The organism is Pseudoalteromonas sp. Bsw20308 (assembly GCF_000310105.2).
Classification (GTDB): Bacteria; Pseudomonadota; Gammaproteobacteria; order Enterobacterales; family Alteromonadaceae; genus Pseudoalteromonas; species Pseudoalteromonas fuliginea.
In genome coordinates, this window is the sequence record NZ_CP013139.1 from 263,877 (window position 1) to 282,046 (window position 18,170).

An 18,170-nucleotide genomic window follows, 5' to 3' on the forward strand; every position below is an offset into this window, starting at 1 on the left:
TAATATAAGTTCATAAAATAAGGACGTTTTCACGCTAAAGTAGGGAAAGTGTCCTCTGATAAAGTTGTTGAACTAAGCCGCTACGCGGAGATCCTATTCTGACCATTTGAGCCACACTTACCTTGGGGTTATCCCATAACTTGGAGGTAAGTCATGAATACACTCATTGAACAAGTCAAAACTGAAATAGCCTACCGTGGTTATTCACAAAGTACCTGTAAAAGTTACTGCGAGCATTTGCTTAAACTCAGCCATTATTTTAATAAACCACTCGATTTAATTACTGATGATGAGCTGAATATCTTTTTTAAAGATCCCGCCATTCGCAAGCTCTCCAGAGCGAGTCAAAAAATACAAATAAACAGCATTTGGTTTCTGTTTAAGAATATTTTACACCGCCCACTGAACTTAGACATAGCCTTGCCTAAAGCAAAACCTCGGGCACCTACTTATTTATCGCGTGATGATATTCGACGACTTATAGAAAGTTGCACGGATATGCGCTTAAAAACATTGATAGTGGTGTGTTATGGATGTGGTTTGCGTATTGGCGAACTACTGCGCATCAAAGTGCAAGATATCGATGGACAGCGTAAAACCATTTTAATTGAACAGGGTAAAGGAGATAAGTCACGCTATGTTGTTGTATCAGATAGCGTGCTAAATCAATTACGTTGCTATTGGAAAATGTATCACCCAACAGGCTGGATGTTTTATTCACGATGGTTAATGGATAAATCCATGTCACCCTCAAGCTTCAGAAAGGCATTGAGAAAACATGCACAAGCGTGTGGCTTAAAGCACTGTAACCCACATGCTTTACGCCATGCTTATGCAACACACCAACTTGAATCAGGTATGCCACTTCATCAACTGCAACATCAGCTTGGTCACAGTGATATTAAAACCACACAAAGTTACTTACATTGGTTACCAGAGTTAGGTCATGGCGGCATTGATTTGCTTGCGAGCTGGAGTAAACAATGAGCGCTTTACACCTCGCTGATATTTTAAACTCGAATCTTGAGAATTATCGCCAGCATCATACGATGAGCTATCAACAACTGCGTGTCTGTCAGCACCTTCAATCATGCAGAACAGGTCAGCTCGGTTACCAAGCATGGCAATGTGATAACTGTGGTGAGTCACAAAAGATTGGATGTAGCTGTCGAGACCGTCATTGTCCGCGTTGCCAAGGCATGGCTACGGCTAAGTGGGTGCAAAGGCAGCAAGAGGATTTATTACCGTGTCGGTATTTCCACCTTGTTTTTACGCTCCCCCATGAGTTGAATGTCATTGCGCACTATAACCCAAACGCGTTGTACCAGTGTTTATTTAAAGCCGCATGGCAAACGCTGAACAAATTCGCGAAACGAAAGAGGCATGGTCAGTTAGGTATGACAAGCGTACTGCATACGTGGGGGCAAAACTTAAGTCAGCATATCCACTTGCATTGTTTGATACCCGCAGGTGCACTTGAAAAAACGCACTGGCATGAAATAGAAAAAGGCTATTTATACCCCGTGAAAGCGTTATCAACAGTCTTTAGAGGTAAAATGCTGGCGGCGTTAAATGAATGCGATAGTTCATTTACGAAGATAAACATGCCAACCAAATGGTGTGTTTATAGCAAAGCCTGTTTAACGTACAGTGAAAAGCTAGTTAGTTACCTTGCTCGTTATACCCGAAAAGGCGTGATGTCAGAATCGCGATTAGTGTCAGCGACTGAAGAAACAGTGAGCTTTAAATACCGCGATTATGCAGATAACAACCGCGATAAAGTCATGACTCTGAGTTGTGATGAATTTTTACGGCGCTACTTACAACATGTATTGCCCAAAGGGTTTATGCGCATTCGCCACTATGGATTTTTAGCTAATGCGTGTCGCAAGCGAAAGTTAGGGTTAATAAAGGCTCAAGTATCAGCAACCCCATGCAAAGCGGTGAAGCCGAAGGTAGAGCAAGAACGATTAATACCCCATTGGCCTTGCCAGCATTGTAAGGCAGGTACCTTACGATTTATTGGTGTGATGAATTTAGATGAGGCGACAAATAAAATAGCGCGAACGAGTTAGCAGCCTTGCTTGCTGCATCAAATTAATAAGTTAACCTGCTTAATTGCTCAGGCTAATAGCGACTGTGCGAGCGAAAAATATCCTTGCTTAACGGTTAAACATTCGGTTTAATGAATAGATAATAAACGCTGAGCAATGCAGGGAAAGCTTAAATTATAATAGGTAAGCTTATTAAATTAGCTGATTTAGCTAGAGCCTCTAAAAAGCAAATTCCCATAGCATAAACAACACCAACTCTGACACACCGAGCAGGTAGCGCCTCAGTCCAACAAGCGATTATGCAACACAAACTGCGTGTCGCATAAATACTAAAGTGTTATGCTGCCAACTGATGAGCGAACCGACGGTGCGCCGCGTTGCTGCTGCAAAGCAACGGCAGGCGGTAGCCCTTCAATAGAATCAACATCGGGCTCATCAACTTGATCTATTAACCTACGGGCGTATGGCGATACCGAATCAAGATAACGGTGCTGCGACTCAGCAAACAGCGTTCCAAACGCAAGCGACGATTTTCCAGAGCCCGATATTCCTGTAAAAACAACCAATGCGTTACGAGGTAAATCAACGTCTACATTTTTCAAGTTGTGAACGCGCGCCCCTCTTACTTGAATGCTGTTACTGTGGTCAGATAAATCCATTGTTGAGTTTTTATGTGTGCTTGCCATACGTTTATACTCCTGTTTAATCGCGCTTTTTACTTTAAGTTAGCTTTGAATTATTTACTCTTATCACTTGTTATTACCCTAAAGTAGCGCAAGCACACTGAATGAGCGCTTAGTCTGCAGCGGCGCAGCCAAAGCGCTGGGTAAAATTGCGATGATTGTTTGTTTACATAATAGGTATGGAATGCGAATATAATTTAAACAGTTATTATTATGTAATTTGTTACGTAATTTACTAGGTATTTTACTAGGTAATAAAAAGGAACTAACAGTGAATAAAGCCTTAGTGATCATTTTATTAGTGCTTTCGTGGGCAACCCAAGCCGACTCTATTAAAGCGCTAAATGTTGACCGTGCAGTACCAAATAGCATGCACTTATCGTTTGCAAACGATAGCAACATAACCCCTAAAAAAGGGGATTTTAAAATCGTTAATTATGTATTAATGAGCAATGAAGAGGGCGAACGCTGGGCTGTTATAACGCTAACTAACTTATCGTCGGGCAATCGAGAATTAGGCGAGGAGCACTTACTTGCACTTTTTGCTGATGGCAGCCGATTCATGCCAATGGAATTTAAACTCGGTTTTAAAGGCAACGAAACACAATCGGTAACTGTATCGTTTGCTGATTATAAATTCCCTATTTTAAGTGTGTATTCGAGTAACGATTTGTAACTAATATTAGTGCAATTATGCTGCCATAGGCATGTTGTATATTGTATTAAATGGCAATTTTGTAATTGGCGGGATCACTGAGATACTATTTGTGCTAGTAATACTTACCCAATCAAAAGTATGGTCTTAAAAACAGAATAACAAGCTCCTATAATGGCAAAATAGTGTGCTGTTGGAGTTACTTTTCAGCTTGGTAATATAGCGAAGGTTTTTAAAGTATTGAGTATCTGCAAATTGCATGTATCCATTAGTCGGCTTAGAGCTATAAGCGGTCATTCAGGTGAGTCGTTATTAACTTAGTAAGAATAAGAGGAAACTTTCCCTTTTTTACATAGCGAAATAACCTACAGCAAGCATAATATTTATAGCTGGTAATAACTTACACTATTTGCTATTAATATAAGTTCACAAAATAAGGACGTTTTCGCGCTAAAATAGGGAAAGTGTCCTTTGATAAAGATGTTATATTTGCGGTGTAGGAGTCAATATTGAAACAACTTTTTAAATACATGAATGAACCTCGAGGTATATTTCACGAGGGATTCATTCGTTTGTCCCAACCAGTTGTTCTTAATGACCCGTTTGAAGCTTCTTTCTGTCGTGAAAGCCTAGATGAACTAGCATCGCACTTTGATGAACCAATGGCACAAGATCCAACATATGGAAATATTACTTTCTCAGAGTATATTGAAATGAGGATGCATAATATTGGTGTTATTAGTCTTTCAGAAAATAAAGAACACCTTTTGATGTGGGCTCATTATGCAAATGAACATAGAGGTATCGTTGCTGGTATTTCTTACTTTCCACAGCTTGGTTCTATATTCAAAGACCTTTTTAGAGAAACATCTGCAATTAGCTTTTCTTTAGGTGAAGAATTCTCCCCATTCGATAGTATACCTAAGCCAGTTTCTTATAGAAAAGGGCTGCGTTATAGAAATGACAAATTTGATTATGATTATTCAAGTATCTCAGCTGAAGGTGCTGATCGAGTCTTATATGAAGTATTCATGCAGAAAAGTGATGAGTGGATTTATGAACAAGAACATAGGGTTGTGTTAAGGCTTGAGCAAGCAGATAGAGTGATAATTGAAAATATCAATCAAATCATAAATGAACGAATTAGAGATCGTGTCAGCAATTCACAATATTCGCATATTGAATCTGAATCGAGTATTTGCACTATTAATTTGTTTGAAATTTCAGAAGTTGCAGAACGGCTAGCGGTTGCAATGGAGTTAGCAAAATTAAGTAGAAATCCAAGGACAATATACTTAATGAGATTGAACCCTAGTTGTATTAATAATTGTTTACTTGGGCTTACAACGAGCTTCACTAAAACTGACGTTCAAGGAAGTTTTGCTTGCTCTGTAGGGTACTTAGATATTTGGAAAGCTCAGAAAAACATCGATTACTACAGCCTCGAGTTTAAGCAAATATAACAAGGCATTTAAAACGGAACTAAAACAGTGGGTTAGGTTTCGCTTCGCTACACATTATAACCCACTGCTTTAGTCCGCTTAATGCGGCGTTATATTTTTAAGGAGTCAGCAATATATGATCGATGCAATTTGCTTTAAGGATATCGTAGATTCAGTAAATCAAAATCTCAAGTCTTTACCAATAAGAGGAGTATGCTTCGATTCTGTTGATCCTGTAACATCTAAGGCAATGCAAGAAATTAATAGTAAAATTAAAAAGCATGCACTTGTAGCCATTCTTTTTTGCAATCCCAAGACTGACTTTTGCCAAAAAGAGATTCTTGCATCCTTAAGCTATTTACATCACCGTTCAAAGCATCACATTAATATATTTTGTTGTGGCTACGGCGCATATTGGCCTGAGCATAAATATCCTGATTTAGAGGTTGTAACTAGCATTGGTGGCACAGACTGGTGCTACAGCGACAATGCGTTTGTTGAAGCTATTGAAGCATTTGAAAATACCACAAAGTGGAAATATAGCGGTGAAAATGAATTGCTACTGTTGGATGTTAGCCCTTCGAATGAGAGTGATAACTTAAATATAAATAGTGCAATTGTTTGTAATCTTGAACGTATGAAATTGGATAAAGCGTTTAGCTCGGTACGCTCCCTACTTGAAGATATAATACGTTATGCTTCTAGCACTAATGCAAATGATGCATGGGAATTTAGTGACATAAAGGGTGGTGAACTTGCTGTAGATTTTTTAAAAAATATAATGTTAAGTTTTCTTCCTAAGCAATTACAAGTTTCATATAAAAAAGCGGAAAGTTACGCAATAAAAAAAATATAACAAGCGCATTAAATCTGACGTCTCACATTGTCCGATTTTTTGCTTAAAAGAAAAGGACGCAAAAAAGTGTCCAACATGCTCCGCAGTTTATGCGGGCGTTATAACTCAAAGGAAACGTTCGGTGATGAACTCTAGAATATTTTTTATCATTATATTTACTTTATTTTCCAGTGGTTGCCAATTAACTACCAAAATCCCCAAAAATGTAGGTAGTGAAAGACCATATGAACTAAGAAATGAAATTTATAAAAATAAAGCCTGCTGCACAGAGTTACATGCCCTTAAACACTCAAAAATGAAAGACTCCTTGACTGTTACTATGGAAGAAAATGAAGACTTAATTCAAGTTGGCTCAGTCAAATCTACTTACCAGTTATTAGAACTCGAAGATAAAGAAAATATCCAGTTTTACTCCGTTAAAAGCTTTTATCTAGATCATAAGTTTGCATTTATACCTATGGTTAGTATTTTAGATTCAAGCTTCAATATAATTAATCAGACTAATTTGGAGTATATGCGTTATAAACATCAAGACTTAGTATATGACGATTCTCATTTTTGGATGTATTTCAGTGTTGATAAAAAGACAACTCCAGAAGCTCAATATATTCTTATTCATTCTGCTAAGGAATTAGGTACTACAGCATCAATCAATAGTGATTCTTATGGCGGTGCCCAAATGACAATGATTGGTGACCAACCAATAGTTTATCATCAAAAAGCCACCGCATTTAAAGTTAATCCCATTGCATCACCTTCAGGAGTTGTTATTGTCAACAAGCTAGATACTTGGTCAAAACCGGTCAATGATTGGGTAATACAGCCACTGTAAATATTGAGTTATAACAAGCATTTCAAGCGGGACTGCTAACAGTTTGCTCGGTTTCGCTACGCTACACATTTTAGCAAACAATTATCAGCCCATTAAATGGGCGTTAGTTTTACGATGATGAAATCAAGTTTAGCAATATTAATCACAATGTATTTTCTTTTAGGTTGTGACAGTCGAGATGAGAAAACTATGGAAGTACCTGTTGAAATCGAATTTACAGAAAGTGACTTAAATTACTTTAATCAGCTTAGCCAATATGAATTAGAGTTAATTGATAATACTCTTTATTCTCATACGAGTGAAAGGTGGCAAAAAATAGCTATGGTTATTGCCAAATCTTTAAAATTGCGCGATCAATTTAAAGATCTAAATGATGTTAAGTTATTACTTAGGGTTCATCACTTGATAAACACTAGTAAGCTTGAATCACAAGGTAATATCAAAGCTATGCGTTTTAGTGAAGTAAAGCGAAAGTAAAACTAACAAGTCACTGCAAAGGACTAAAACAGCTGGCTATTTCTCGTGCCTCGCTATTTAGCCAACAGTTTTAGCCTCTGAGAATGAATAGAACAGACACCCACTCTAAATTTTGCACTTTATGAAAAGAAGTACTAGGCTTTATTTAGTGTAAAAAACAAGCAGGCTGTCTTATGGCAATTGCAAGAAAACGACAAGTAAGTTTGGTTGATACAAAATACTACCACTGTATTTCACGCTGTGTTCGTCGTGCATTTTTATGTGGAGAAGACCGTTTTACTGGTCAATCTTACGAGCATCGACGAGGCTGGGTTGAAGATAAGCTGCTTGAATTAGCGAAGGTATTTTGTATTGATGTATGTGCTTACGCTGTTATGAGTAATCACACCCACTTAGTACTGTATGTTGATGATAAAAAAGCGAATCGATTAAACGATAAAGCGATTATCATTCGCTGGCATAAGCTCTGTAAAGGCACTGTACTTACGCAAAAATATGTACAAGGTGAAAAGCTAAGTAAAGCCGAACTTATCTTTTTCAATCAAACAGTAAACGACTACCGCGAGCGCCTATCAAGTATTAGCTGGTTTATGCGGTTGTTAAATGAAAACATTGCTCGCAGAGCAAATAAAGAAGATAACTGCACAGGCCGCTTTTGGGAGGGGCGCTTTACGTCTCAAGCATTATTAGATAAAGCAGCACTTGCCGCTTGTATGGCGTATGTCGATTTAAACCCAATTAGAGCTAAAATGGCTAAAACGCCTGAGGAATCAGACCACACCAGCGTTAAACAACGACTAACATACGCAAAAGAAGGCAAACAACCAAAACAACTACTGCGTTTTGCAGGAATACCACGTCAGATAATGCCAAAAGGACTCCCGTTTGAGCTTAAATCGTACCTTGAACTTGTTGAATTAACAGGGCGTTGTATACGAGAGGATAAACGCGGTTATATTGAAAGTTCGCACCTACCCTTACTCGAAAGAGTGAATATATCCCCCGAAAACTGGTTAAAACTCACCACACAATTTACGCGTGTATTTCATGGTGCAGTAGGCAGGCCAAGTTCACAAGCAAGTTACTGTGAAAATTTAAACAGAAAGCGACGGGCGAATATCAGTAACTGCGAAAAGCTACTTGCATAAAGTTTAAGCTACTCAGTAAAACTATTCAGTAATAAATCACAACTGCACCATGCAGCCATTTTTATGCGTGTGATTTAGGTTTAATAGAGTTAATGACTTATTTAATAGGTGAAATGAAAGTAATCCAGTAGGAAAGGTAAATTTTTAACCTAAAAGATAAATTTTATGACACAGTTTGGCTTGTATAATTAAAGTGGCTGTCTAGTTTCGCCGGTTTGAGTTAATGACTTATTTAATAGGTGAAATGAAAGTAATCCAGTAGGAAAGGTAAATTTTTAACCTAAAAGATAAATTTTATGACACAGTTTGGCTTGTATAATTAAAGTGGCTGTCTAGTTTCGCCGGTTTAAGGAGAATAATATGCGAACAGGTAATATTTTATGGCCTACGGATTTTTCTGATACTGCATCACATGCTTTGCAATATGCCATTGAAATGGCGAATTTGTATCAAGTAGGCATTCGTATTTTACACATTGTTGATCAGCCTTCAGATAATGAGAATTATATGATCCTTGCGATAACTCCCCAAGAATTAGCTAAAAATATGGAAGACGCTGCGGCGAGTAAAATGCATGAGTTATTAGGTCAGTTAAATACTGATTTAAAGATTGAAACGGTTATTCGACATGGTGATGGCATTAATGAGATTTTAGATGAGACTAATAGCGGTGATATAGGCATGGTGGTAATTGCCAGTCATGGGAGAACCGGACTTTCTCATTTTTTGAATGTTAACGTTGCAGAAACGATCGCCAATAAAGCTGATTGCCCAGTGTTAATAGTCAAATAAAATTGGCGCGTATCTCTTGTCCCGCTGCGGTTTTAGACGGGACAAAGTGGCCAGCAGGTTGGGTAAAAATGTGAGTTGTGTAAACATCAATACACGGTTTAATTGCCCGAAAGTGAACGTTTCATACTGGGGCAGTACCTGTATGTATTCCTCTTGAATTGACTGAATAATGAAGGTCCGCTTATGGCCACCCTCCAATCACTCAACAACATAAAATGTTGAAAATAATTGGCAAGGTATTTTACTGTGTCGGATGACGCTTCGCTTATCCGACCTACACTTACACAAAGCCTCTTATTTGGCGTCTCTCACCGGTAAAATAAAGCGTTTACTCAATACTAATACCTTGTTTTAAAAGGTACTCCACTGCTTTATTAGTATGTGGCTTAAACGCCTTCCAGCGGCCGATTGCTTTATTGTTAAGTGGTTGGCGTACTTGCATTTTACTTGCAGTAGAAACCGGTGCGGTGTTTAAGTGAAAATCTATACATTGCTCTTGCCACTCTAGATTACAAAAGCTGACTAACTCTTTTATTTGTTGCTCGGGCTGTGCGACTAATTCTTCGTATTTTACTAATTTTATATTGCTGTGCAGGGCGCTAAAGTGCTGCATTAGTTTGTAAAAACGGCTGTAAAATTTTGCAGTGTCGAGTAAATCGAGCGAGTACGCGTAGTAGGGGTTATTAATGGTAAATAATTGGCGATAGTTGCCAATACAGGTGTCCATTGGATCGCGCAGCATACAAATTATTTTGGCGTTTGGCAGTGCTTTGGTTATTAAATCGATATAAAAAAAGTTAAACGGGAGCTTATCAATAAAGTGTTTATGGCTGCCTGTTATTACGCGTGTTGCGTTTAAATAGGTTGACCCAAGCTGATTAAAATCAAGCTCGTAGGCTTTACTGAGCGTTTGAGTGTCGAGCACGTGAGGTGTTTGTGTTTGGCTTAGCTTTTTAACGCTTAGGCCAAAGTCTTGTAATTCACCGGCTGATTGCACGTCGCTGTGGCTCGATAAAATACGCTCAACTAATGTGGTGCCAGAGCGGGGCATGCCTAATACAAAAATAGGTTCGGCCGTTGGGTTACCTTGCGTTAGCGCTTGTGTGTGCTGCTCACTTAAGAGTTTAATATGTTCAAATAATTCAGTTGAGCTTTTATGATCAAACGGTTGTACAGCACGTTTTGCTAATTTACCTTGCTCTAACGCGTTAAAAGCCTCTGAAAATTCACCAAGATCTTGATACTCTTTTGCGAGTGCATGGCCAATATGCAGTTTTGCATCGGGGTGTGTTACTTGCTCAAACACGTTTTTTAAGCGTTCAATATGGTTGTTTTGCTTACTTACTTTAGTTAAATCACTTAATGCAAAATGACTTTGATGGTGCAGCGGGTTAAGCGCTATGGCATTTTCAAAAGCGTGTTGGGCTTTATCAAATAGCCCTAAAAATTTAGCGCTTACGCCGTAGTTATAATAAAACGGTGGTTGAGCTTTGTTAGCTGCTGTAGCCAGTTTAATAGCGCACTCAAAGTAGTTAAGTGCGTGTTCGTGAATGCCTGCTTGAGTAAGTGCAACGCCGAGTGTGTCGGCATCAAGTGCTTTAGTTATTTGCTTTAATGGCACCGATAGTGCGGTGTTTTTTGCTTTTTGTAATTCGCCAGTAAGTGCGTAACATTTAGCAAGTTGCGCGGTATATTCAATACTTTGGCCAAGGGTAAGGGCTTTTTCGATGAGCTTTATTGCTTTGTGTATTTGCCCAACAGTTAAATTAACCATTGCTAGCAAAAAATACCCATCAGCAAAGTCTGGTTTGAGTGTAACTAACTCCACTAGGGCTTTGTGTGCTTGCTCTATTTTACCTTGGTTTAGGGAGTGTATTGCGCTTTGATGAAGTTGCTTTAAATTTGGCTGCATGGTTTTTGGTAATTATTTTGTGAAAGAAAATAAAAAGGCTCAAATAAATTTGAGCCTTAAAACATTGTTTAAAAATTACTATAAATTATATTTCAAATTTGTAGTTAAATTTAACACCTACCGTAAGCGGGCGATTAATGTAATGGCCGTAGTTACGTTGTATGTCGGCGCCATTAGCGGATGTTATATCTGCATCTGAACGACGAACGGATGTAACCGCGTATTTGTTGAATAGGTTATCAACATATAGGGTAGTTGACCATGCATCAGCTGTTAATTTAGCTGATATATTACTTAAGCTGTAACCTGGTAGTGTTTCGCCGTTATCACGAAGCCCTACTCTTGAAAGCACGTCGCTTTGCGCAGTTAAACCGTAGTTAATATCAAGCGTTTTGTCGTTAAACACGTCTGTTTGATAGTTTACACCCATCGAAAATTGGTTTTCAGGCGAACCTGGCAAACGGTCGCCGTCTTCTGCGCCACCGGTACCGTCGGCATTAAACAAAAATGGTGCATCTGATGTTAGCTCTGCTTTTGTATAAGCATAGGTTGCGTAAACCGAAAACGAGTCAGATAAAATAGCGCGGGTTGAAATTTCTACCCCTTTTGCATTAGCGCTACCTGCGTTTGAAATATATGTTAATTGGCCTATATCCGTAGCGCCCGTAATTTGTGCATCATCCCAATCTATATTAAATAACGCGGCATTAAAGTGTAGTTGGCTCCTAAACCATGTACTTTTAAAACCTAGCTCGTAGTTAGTTGTTGTATCAGCATCGAATAGTAATTCGTCAGGTTGACCACAGCCTTTTTGTTGATCCTCCGAAATAGCTTCCTCACATGACACTAAACCGTTAGAGCCGCCAATTCTAAAGCCTTCACTTACCGTTACATAACCCATTACTGAATCAGTAAACTGGTATTTAGCATTAAATTTAAATAAGTTACCGTTATCGCCAGCTTTATCTTTTTCGTATGCAACAGTGATTACATCAGGATCTACGCCACCATATAATGTATTTGCTAGTGGAAAGTCAAAAGCAGCTTGCGATTCTACATCGTATTCGTAAAAACGTGCACCAATGGTAATATCTAATTTTTCGGTAACTTGGTAACCTACTTCACCAAATAGTGCAGACTCAGTGACGGTGCTTTTTGTAAGCTCTAAGTATTCTAATGAGTCAGGTCTTAGCTGCTCGCCACCAAAGTTATCAATAGCGAATTGGTCAAACCCAGGCGTAAACTCTCGGCTTGACGCTTCGGTTTCTGTTTTGTTGTAAAAGCCACCCACAATCCAGTTAAAGTCGCTGTCGCCTTGCGACACTAAACGCAGCTCTTGGGTGAATGTGTCTTCTTCTTCAATCTCGCGGGTAAACGTTGAAAACGAAGGAAATTCTTCATAGCCATAATCAAGACGAATAAGTAAGTCTGTTTGGTCGCGTTGACCGTCGGCATCAAAGCTCGAAATACCGGTTGCCGATACTAGCTCTGCAAAACCTAGGTCGGCTTTTAGTTCGAGGCTTAGTAATTGATCTTTTTTCTCGCGAGGCTCTTCAAAGCGATAAGCCGATTCGTATTTACCTATTACGTCGCTTAAACCGTTGTTTGCATTAAGGCTGTTGTAATGAACAATCGAGCGGCCTTCGCTGTCTTGGTATTGGTAAAAGTAGTTAAGCGTACCTTCAAGCGATTCATTTGGTTTAAAGCGAACAGAAATACGGCCCGTAGTGGTGGTTTCGCCGTTGGCGTCTTTCACATTTTTAAGGTTGTTATTAACTGCTGAGCTGTCGCTCCAATCTGGATCTGGCAACGATACGCCAGATTCACGTACTACGTAGCCGTAATCGATAAAACCTGGGTCTTCATATACGTTTAAGCTGGCGCGTACTGCTAATTTATCTTCGATAATAGGAAGGTTAAATATAAAGCCGCCTTCGCCACCTAAAGAGTCACTTTCTTTTGTTTGAAATAGGTCGCCGTAAACTTCAAGCGATGTAAAATCAAGCTCAGGTTGTTTAAGCATATAACGGATTGCACCGCCCAATGTGCCAGCACCATAAAGCGTGCCTTGTGGCCCAATTAATACTTCAACACGCTCAATATCTACTAGGCGCATATCTACCGAAACCGGAATTTCGTTTATGTAAGTAGATACGGTGCCGCCATCTGACGATGGACCAGATGAATTAGTATTTAAACCACGAACAATAATAGGCGAGCCAGAGCGGCCACCTTGATCGGTAATTGTTAAACCAGGTACCCAGCGCGCTACATCCGCAAGCTCATTGATATTTTGATCTTTCATTATATCAGCGTCTAGGGCTGTAATATTTAACGGTGCATTTTGCACAGAGCCGCTGCGCCTTGTTGCTGTAACTTCGATTACTTCGAGTGATTTGTTTTTAGCTGCAACTTCTTCTTGAGCAAGTGCGGCATTAGGCAATAAAAATACGCTAGAAACAGCGCTCGAAATAGCCAAGGTTAACAAGCTTGGTTTAAACATAAAAAGTGATCCCCGGTTCAAATGTTTTACATTAGTAAATTAAGTTAAGCAGTTTATCAGGGAGTGAAGTAGCTTGGAATATTTAAATTGAATTTTAATTCACTTTTATAGAATAAATATGGTTTATGTGTGGGGTTTTTATTTAGCTAATAGGCAATATAAGCAATAGCTTAGTGCTATTAGGTACAGTTAGGTTAAAAATCACACATTTGTTTAAAGGTAAATAGTCATTCATATTTTAAAGATGGTGTTATGACGTGCTCGTTAAACAAATTATTACATTAAAATTGATATTTCATAACGCCATTACTTATGTTTTTATCAGCACTATTAAAGTGTATTTTGATCCCCATTAAGAATGTTAAGTCGCCATTATTAGTGACAGTTTAAATTATTGAGTGAGCGTATTTGATTGCCGCTTCGTATTCTCTTTTTTGTTTTGTCCGCACTTTTTTGTGCGTGTTTTTAAGGATTAACAATGAGCCAACTATTTTCGCCTTTATCACTTGGGCAAGTAACGTTAGATAACCGTATTATTATTGCCCCTATGTGCCAGTATTCAGCCAATAATGGCGCTGCTAGCGATTGGCATACTATTCATTTAGGCCAATTGAGTTTAAGTGGTGCAGGGTTACTTATTTTAGAAGCAACAGCAGTAAACCCAGAAGGGCGTATTAGTTACGGCGATTTAGGGCTTTGGAATAACGAAACCCAACAAGCACTAGGCAAAAGCCTAAAAGCAGTAAGGCAATACAGCCCTATGCCTATTGGTATTCAGTTAGCGCATGCTGGGCGCAAAGCATCGACTGAAAAACCATGGGACGGTGGTGATGCCATTGCACCTGATGATGTAAATGGCTGGCAAACGCTCGCACCTTCGGCAATTGCGTACGACGCTAACAGCCCAGTGCCAAAAGCAATGAGCCAATCTGACATAGATTCACTAATTAAAGATTTTGTAAGTGCAGCTAAACGCGCTGATGAACTCGGCCTTGATTTAATCGAGCTTCATGGTGCGCACGGTTACCTGTTACATCAGTTTTTGTCGCCACTTTCAAACAAGCGCGATGACAACTACGGTGGCAGCCTAGAAAACAGAATGCGCTTATTGCTTGATGTGTTTAAAGCGGTAAGAGCGGTATTTCCTAGTAATAAAGCGGTAGGTGTGCGTATTTCGGCAACCGATTGGGTTAAAGGCGGCTGGGATTTAGAGCAATCGATAGTGCTTAGTAAAGCGCTTGATGAACTAGGTTGCGATTTTATTCATGTAAGTACAGCGGGCCTAAGCCCAGATCAACAAATACCAGTAAAACCTAATTTTCAGGTACCGTTTGCAACAGCCATAAAAGAAGCGGTTAAAATGCCTGTTATAGCGGTGGGTTTAATTACACAGGCGCAACAAGCAGAAGATATTATTAGTGAGCAGCAAGCCGATGGCGTAGCACTAGCGCGTGGTATTTTATATAACCCGCACTGGCCGTGGCATGCAGCTGCAGAGCTTGGCGCTACAGTAACTGCACCTAAACAATATTTACGTTCAAGCCCACATGGGCAGCCATCACCAATAAAATAAAACGAAGCTTTTTGTAAAAACCCAACCCGCGCTTGCTGGTTGGGTTTTATTATTTTTATAAAGTAGAGACACACATGACCCAAACAGGCGTTTCAGCGCAACCACTTAGCAATACACTCGTTACTATTATTGCTTTGTGTTGCGGTCTTATTGTTGCCAATATTTATTACGCTCAACCTATTATTGAGTTACTTGCCCCAGAAGTTGGATTAAGTTCACGCAGTGCTAGCCTTATCGTATCGCTTACACAAATAGGCTACGCTTTGGGGTTGTTTTTTTTAGTACCATTAGCTGATTTAGTTGAAAATAAAAAGCTTATGTTGGTCACTCTTGGTGTGTCGTTTTTGAGTTTAGTGGGTACGGCACTTGCTGATTCACCTAATGTAATGCTTATTTTGTGTTTGATGATAGGTATAAGTTCGGTTTCTGTTCAGGTGCTTATTCCGCTTGCTGCGCATTTATCGTCTGACGAAAAACGCGGGCAGGTTCTTGGTAATATTATGGCGGGTTTGTTGTTAGGTATTTTACTAGCAAGACCTATATCGAGCTTAATAGCCGATCACTTTGGTTGGCGCGCTGTATTTTACTTTGCAGCAGGGTGTATGGTGTTTATTGCTGGCGTAATTTATTTTGCTATTCCAAGTAGGCAACCAACTCATAAAACAACGTATTTTAAGTTATTAAAATCGCTTAAACAGTTAATGATAAGCCAGCCAGTGCTGCGCCAACGTTCACTTTTTCAAGCGTTAATGTTTGCATCGTTCAGCTTATTTTGGACGAGCGTACCGGTTGTGCTTGCCCGTGAGTATGGTTTATCCCAATCAGAAATAGCATTGTTTGCACTAGTGGGCGCCGCAGGTGCTGTAGCAGCTCCCATTGTTGGGCGTTTGGCTGATAAAGGGTATACGCATCAGTTATCGTTATTTGCCAAACTCATTGCAGCACTGTGCTTTTTACCAAGCTTATTTGAGTTACCTTACGGCATTATAGTATTGGCATTAACCGGTGTGTTTATTGATTTTGCTGTGCAGGCCAATATGGTATTGGGTCAACGTGCAGTGTACGCACTAGAGCCACAAAGCCGTGCGCGTTTAAATGCTATTTACATGACGAGTATATTTGTAGGTGGCGCAGTAGGCTCGCTTATTGCCAGCCCACTATATGAAGCGGGCGGATGGACAGGTATTGCACTGGTGGCTACCGGCATGCCGCTTATTTCGTTGATTGGCTATTTAGTTACAACTAAAAAGCAGAGTAAGGCTGTGAGTTAAAAAATTACCGGATACAACACAATAAAGTCACCATGTTGCGAGGTGACTTTATTTAGCTTGTTTAGGTTAGTTTGGTAGTTAATTAAGTAGTTTGTTTTTTTGCGTTTGAAAAAGAGCTACCAACAGATGCAATAATTACAAGTAAAATAGCGAGCCACTGCCATAAAGTAAGTAACTCACCCAGTATAATAAACCCTGCGAGCGAGGCTATTGCAGGCTCTAAACTCATCATTACGCTAAACCCTTGTGAAGGCATGTTACGCAGTGCAACCATTTCAAGTGTGTAAGGCAGTGCGCTTGATAAAATAGCAATGCCAATACCCAGTGGGATAATTTCCCACGTAAACGCGGCGCTTTGCAGAATGCCGCCGTAAGGTACTAGCACTATAGCGGCAACGGTCATACCCAATGCGACAGTTGCTCCACCAGAGCTTTGTGTGCCCGTTTTTTTACCAAATAATATATAACCTGCCCAACATGCACCAGCACCAAGCGCAAGCGCTACACCCAATGGATCAAGGCTGTCTTGGCCGCTCATATCAGGAAGCAGAAGCAAAATACCGGCAATAGCACACGCAACCCAAAATAAATCACGTTTACGGCGAGAGGAAAACAAGGCAACAGCAAGCGGGCCTGTAAATTCAAGCGCTACACCTATGCCTAGTGGAATGCGTTCAATGGCGTAATAAAACAAAATGTTCATGCCGCCTAAACTTAAACCATACACAATTATAGGAATACGATTACCCGACGTGGGTAAGTGTTTCCAAGGTTTAAACACTAAGCAAAGTATAAAGGCAGAAAAACCAAGCCTAAGGGCGGTTGTACCTTCAGGGCCAACAATCGGAAAAAGCTGTTTTGCAAACGACGCGCCCGTTTGAATGGTCATCATGGCAAGCAGTACACACACGATAGCCAGTAAATAACTTTTTGAAGATGCTTGCATAATACTCCTTAATTATACCAATCTGCATAAATCTTTCATTTAGAACAACTAGATACAAAAATTTTTGCCTAGTTCTAGCGTGATTTTCTTATCGTCAAATAGATCCTATACAAGCAGATTGGTATTATAACCAGTTGAATGGCAGGCATAGTATCTTTTTTTATATTTATACGTAAGGTTTTATGTTTAAAAGTAAGGAGGGTTATTCTAAATTTAAGTGGTATTTTTATTACTAAAGAGCAGAAACAGCTAGCAATCAGGACGAGTGCTAGCTTTTCATTGTATTAATGAGCGCTTTTTACTAAGCCATCTAAAGAGTAGAGGCCTCGTTTTTCGCTATTTTTACGTTTCACTTCTTCTAAAGCGCGCGACTCAACGGCATCAAATAACGCGTTAATGAGTCGATTAAAATGTTGATGCATTGCTGCACGAGCAGCATTTGCATCATGTTGCTTTAATGCATTATAAATAGCAGTATGTTCGTCCATTACGCATTCGTTGTTATTAGCACATACGCTACTGTAATCAGTTACAATTTGTGCATTAGTTAAGCGTAAATCCCATAAATTAGCGACGGCAAATTCAAGCGCTTTGTTGCGCGTTGCACGTGCTATTATTTCATGAAATTCTCTGTCTGCTTGCTCAACATATAAGCCTTCTTGCATGGCTTCAAGCGTCTTGTTTAGTTTTTCAAGTTCTTGTTCTGTAATACTTAACGCTGCTAAAGCTGCAATTTCACCTTCGATGAGTGCACGGGCTTGAGTTAGTTCAAAAGCACTGATTTCTTGGGATTTAATTGGTGCGTCGAGGCTTTCTACTACGTAAACACCGGAACCCGTTTTTACTTCAACACGACCGCGCACTTCTAATGCGATAATAGCTTCTCTAATTGTAGGGCGGCTAACGTCGAACATCTCTGCTAGTTCTCTTTCTGGCGGCAAACGCATGCCAGCAGAAAATTCACCTTGGTTTATTAAAGACTCAACCTTATCAACGATGCGCCAAAATAAGCGACGATTTCCCATA

At 39.6% G+C, this 18,170-nt stretch carries 15 protein-coding genes and 1 pseudogene; 11 read left to right on the forward strand and 5 right to left on the reverse strand.

The window, feature by feature from the left end:
• The first annotated feature begins 153 nt into the window (after nucleotides 1-153).
• Nucleotides 154-987, forward strand: coding sequence for a tyrosine-type recombinase/integrase (locus tag D172_RS18425; protein ID WP_007375649.1), 834 nt, complete (start codon nucleotides 154-156; stop codon nucleotides 985-987).
• Complete coding sequence (locus D172_RS18430) at nucleotides 984-2,075, forward strand: IS91 family transposase (RefSeq protein ID WP_033023067.1); 1,092 nt, start codon at nucleotides 984-986, stop codon at nucleotides 2,073-2,075. Before D172_RS18425 ends, D172_RS18430 begins: the two co-directional genes overlap by 4 nt.
• A 314-nt stretch (nucleotides 2,076-2,389) precedes the next feature.
• Here D172_RS18430 and D172_RS18435 read toward each other — a convergent pair.
• Nucleotides 2,390-2,740: pseudogene (locus D172_RS18435) on the reverse strand (excinuclease ABC subunit A); the annotation flags it as partial.
• A gap of 268 nt (nucleotides 2,741-3,008) precedes the next feature.
• On the opposite strand from D172_RS18435, the gene D172_RS18440 reads away from it, so the two are divergent.
• From D172_RS18440 to D172_RS18470, 7 genes are all read left to right on the forward strand, one after another.
• Complete coding sequence (locus D172_RS18440; RefSeq protein ID WP_007375644.1) at nucleotides 3,009-3,413, forward strand: hypothetical protein; 405 nt, start codon at nucleotides 3,009-3,011, stop codon at nucleotides 3,411-3,413.
• A 488-nt stretch (nucleotides 3,414-3,901) separates the two neighbouring features.
• Nucleotides 3,902-4,855 carry a DUF2971 domain-containing protein gene (locus D172_RS18445; protein ID WP_007375643.1) on the forward strand — a complete coding sequence of 318 codons (954 nt, stop codon included), beginning with the start codon at nucleotides 3,902-3,904 and terminating at the stop codon, nucleotides 4,853-4,855.
• A 115-nt stretch (nucleotides 4,856-4,970) separates the two neighbouring features.
• Nucleotides 4,971-5,690, forward strand: a complete 720-nt coding sequence (locus D172_RS18450) for a hypothetical protein (protein WP_007375642.1) — start codon at nucleotides 4,971-4,973, stop codon at nucleotides 5,688-5,690.
• Nucleotides 5,691-5,814: 124 nt separating this feature from the next.
• Complete coding sequence (locus D172_RS18455; protein WP_007375641.1) at nucleotides 5,815-6,522, forward strand: MalM family protein; 708 nt, start codon at nucleotides 5,815-5,817, stop codon at nucleotides 6,520-6,522.
• A 114-nt stretch (nucleotides 6,523-6,636) separates the two neighbouring features.
• A complete protein-coding gene (locus D172_RS18460; RefSeq protein WP_168157905.1) occupies nucleotides 6,637-6,999 on the forward strand; it encodes a DUF3658 domain-containing protein in 363 nt (120 codons plus the stop codon).
• Nucleotides 7,000-7,172: 173 nt separating this feature from the next.
• On the forward strand, nucleotides 7,173-8,147 hold the full coding sequence (locus tag D172_RS18465; protein WP_007375639.1) for a transposase: 975 nt from the start codon (nucleotides 7,173-7,175) through the stop codon (nucleotides 8,145-8,147).
• Between the two features lie 360 nt (nucleotides 8,148-8,507).
• Nucleotides 8,508-8,939, forward strand: a complete 432-nt coding sequence (locus D172_RS18470) for a universal stress protein (RefSeq protein WP_007375638.1) — start codon at nucleotides 8,508-8,510, stop codon at nucleotides 8,937-8,939.
• 328 nt (nucleotides 8,940-9,267) lie between these two features.
• On the opposite strand, the gene D172_RS18475 is transcribed toward D172_RS18470, so the two are convergent.
• Nucleotides 9,268-10,851: a tetratricopeptide repeat-containing sulfotransferase family protein gene (locus D172_RS18475; RefSeq protein WP_007375637.1), complete on the reverse strand. Its 1,584-nt coding sequence runs from the start codon at nucleotides 10,849-10,851 to the stop codon at nucleotides 9,268-9,270.
• Between the two features lie 85 nt (nucleotides 10,852-10,936).
• On the reverse strand, nucleotides 10,937-13,354 hold the full coding sequence (locus D172_RS18480; protein ID WP_007375636.1) for a TonB-dependent receptor: 2,418 nt from the start codon (nucleotides 13,352-13,354) through the stop codon (nucleotides 10,937-10,939).
• Nucleotides 13,355-13,832: 478 nt separating this feature from the next.
• Between D172_RS18480 and D172_RS18485 the strand changes: the two genes are divergently transcribed.
• A complete protein-coding gene (locus tag D172_RS18485) occupies nucleotides 13,833-14,927 on the forward strand; it encodes an NADH:flavin oxidoreductase/NADH oxidase (RefSeq protein ID WP_007375635.1) in 1,095 nt (364 codons plus the stop codon).
• Between the two features lie 74 nt (nucleotides 14,928-15,001).
• On the forward strand, nucleotides 15,002-16,198 hold the full coding sequence (locus tag D172_RS18490) for an MFS transporter (protein ID WP_007375634.1): 1,197 nt from the start codon (nucleotides 15,002-15,004) through the stop codon (nucleotides 16,196-16,198).
• Between the two features lie 82 nt (nucleotides 16,199-16,280).
• On the opposite strand, the gene D172_RS18495 is transcribed toward D172_RS18490, so the two are convergent.
• Together D172_RS18495 and D172_RS18500 are read right to left on the reverse strand one after the other, a co-directional pair.
• Complete coding sequence (locus tag D172_RS18495) at nucleotides 16,281-17,144, reverse strand: EamA family transporter (protein ID WP_007375633.1); 864 nt, start codon at nucleotides 17,142-17,144, stop codon at nucleotides 16,281-16,283.
• 284 nt (nucleotides 17,145-17,428) lie between these two features.
• Nucleotides 17,429-18,169, reverse strand: coding sequence for a FadR/GntR family transcriptional regulator (locus D172_RS18500; protein ID WP_007375632.1), 741 nt, complete (start codon nucleotides 18,167-18,169; stop codon nucleotides 17,429-17,431).
• Nucleotide 18,170 lies beyond the last annotated feature (1 nt).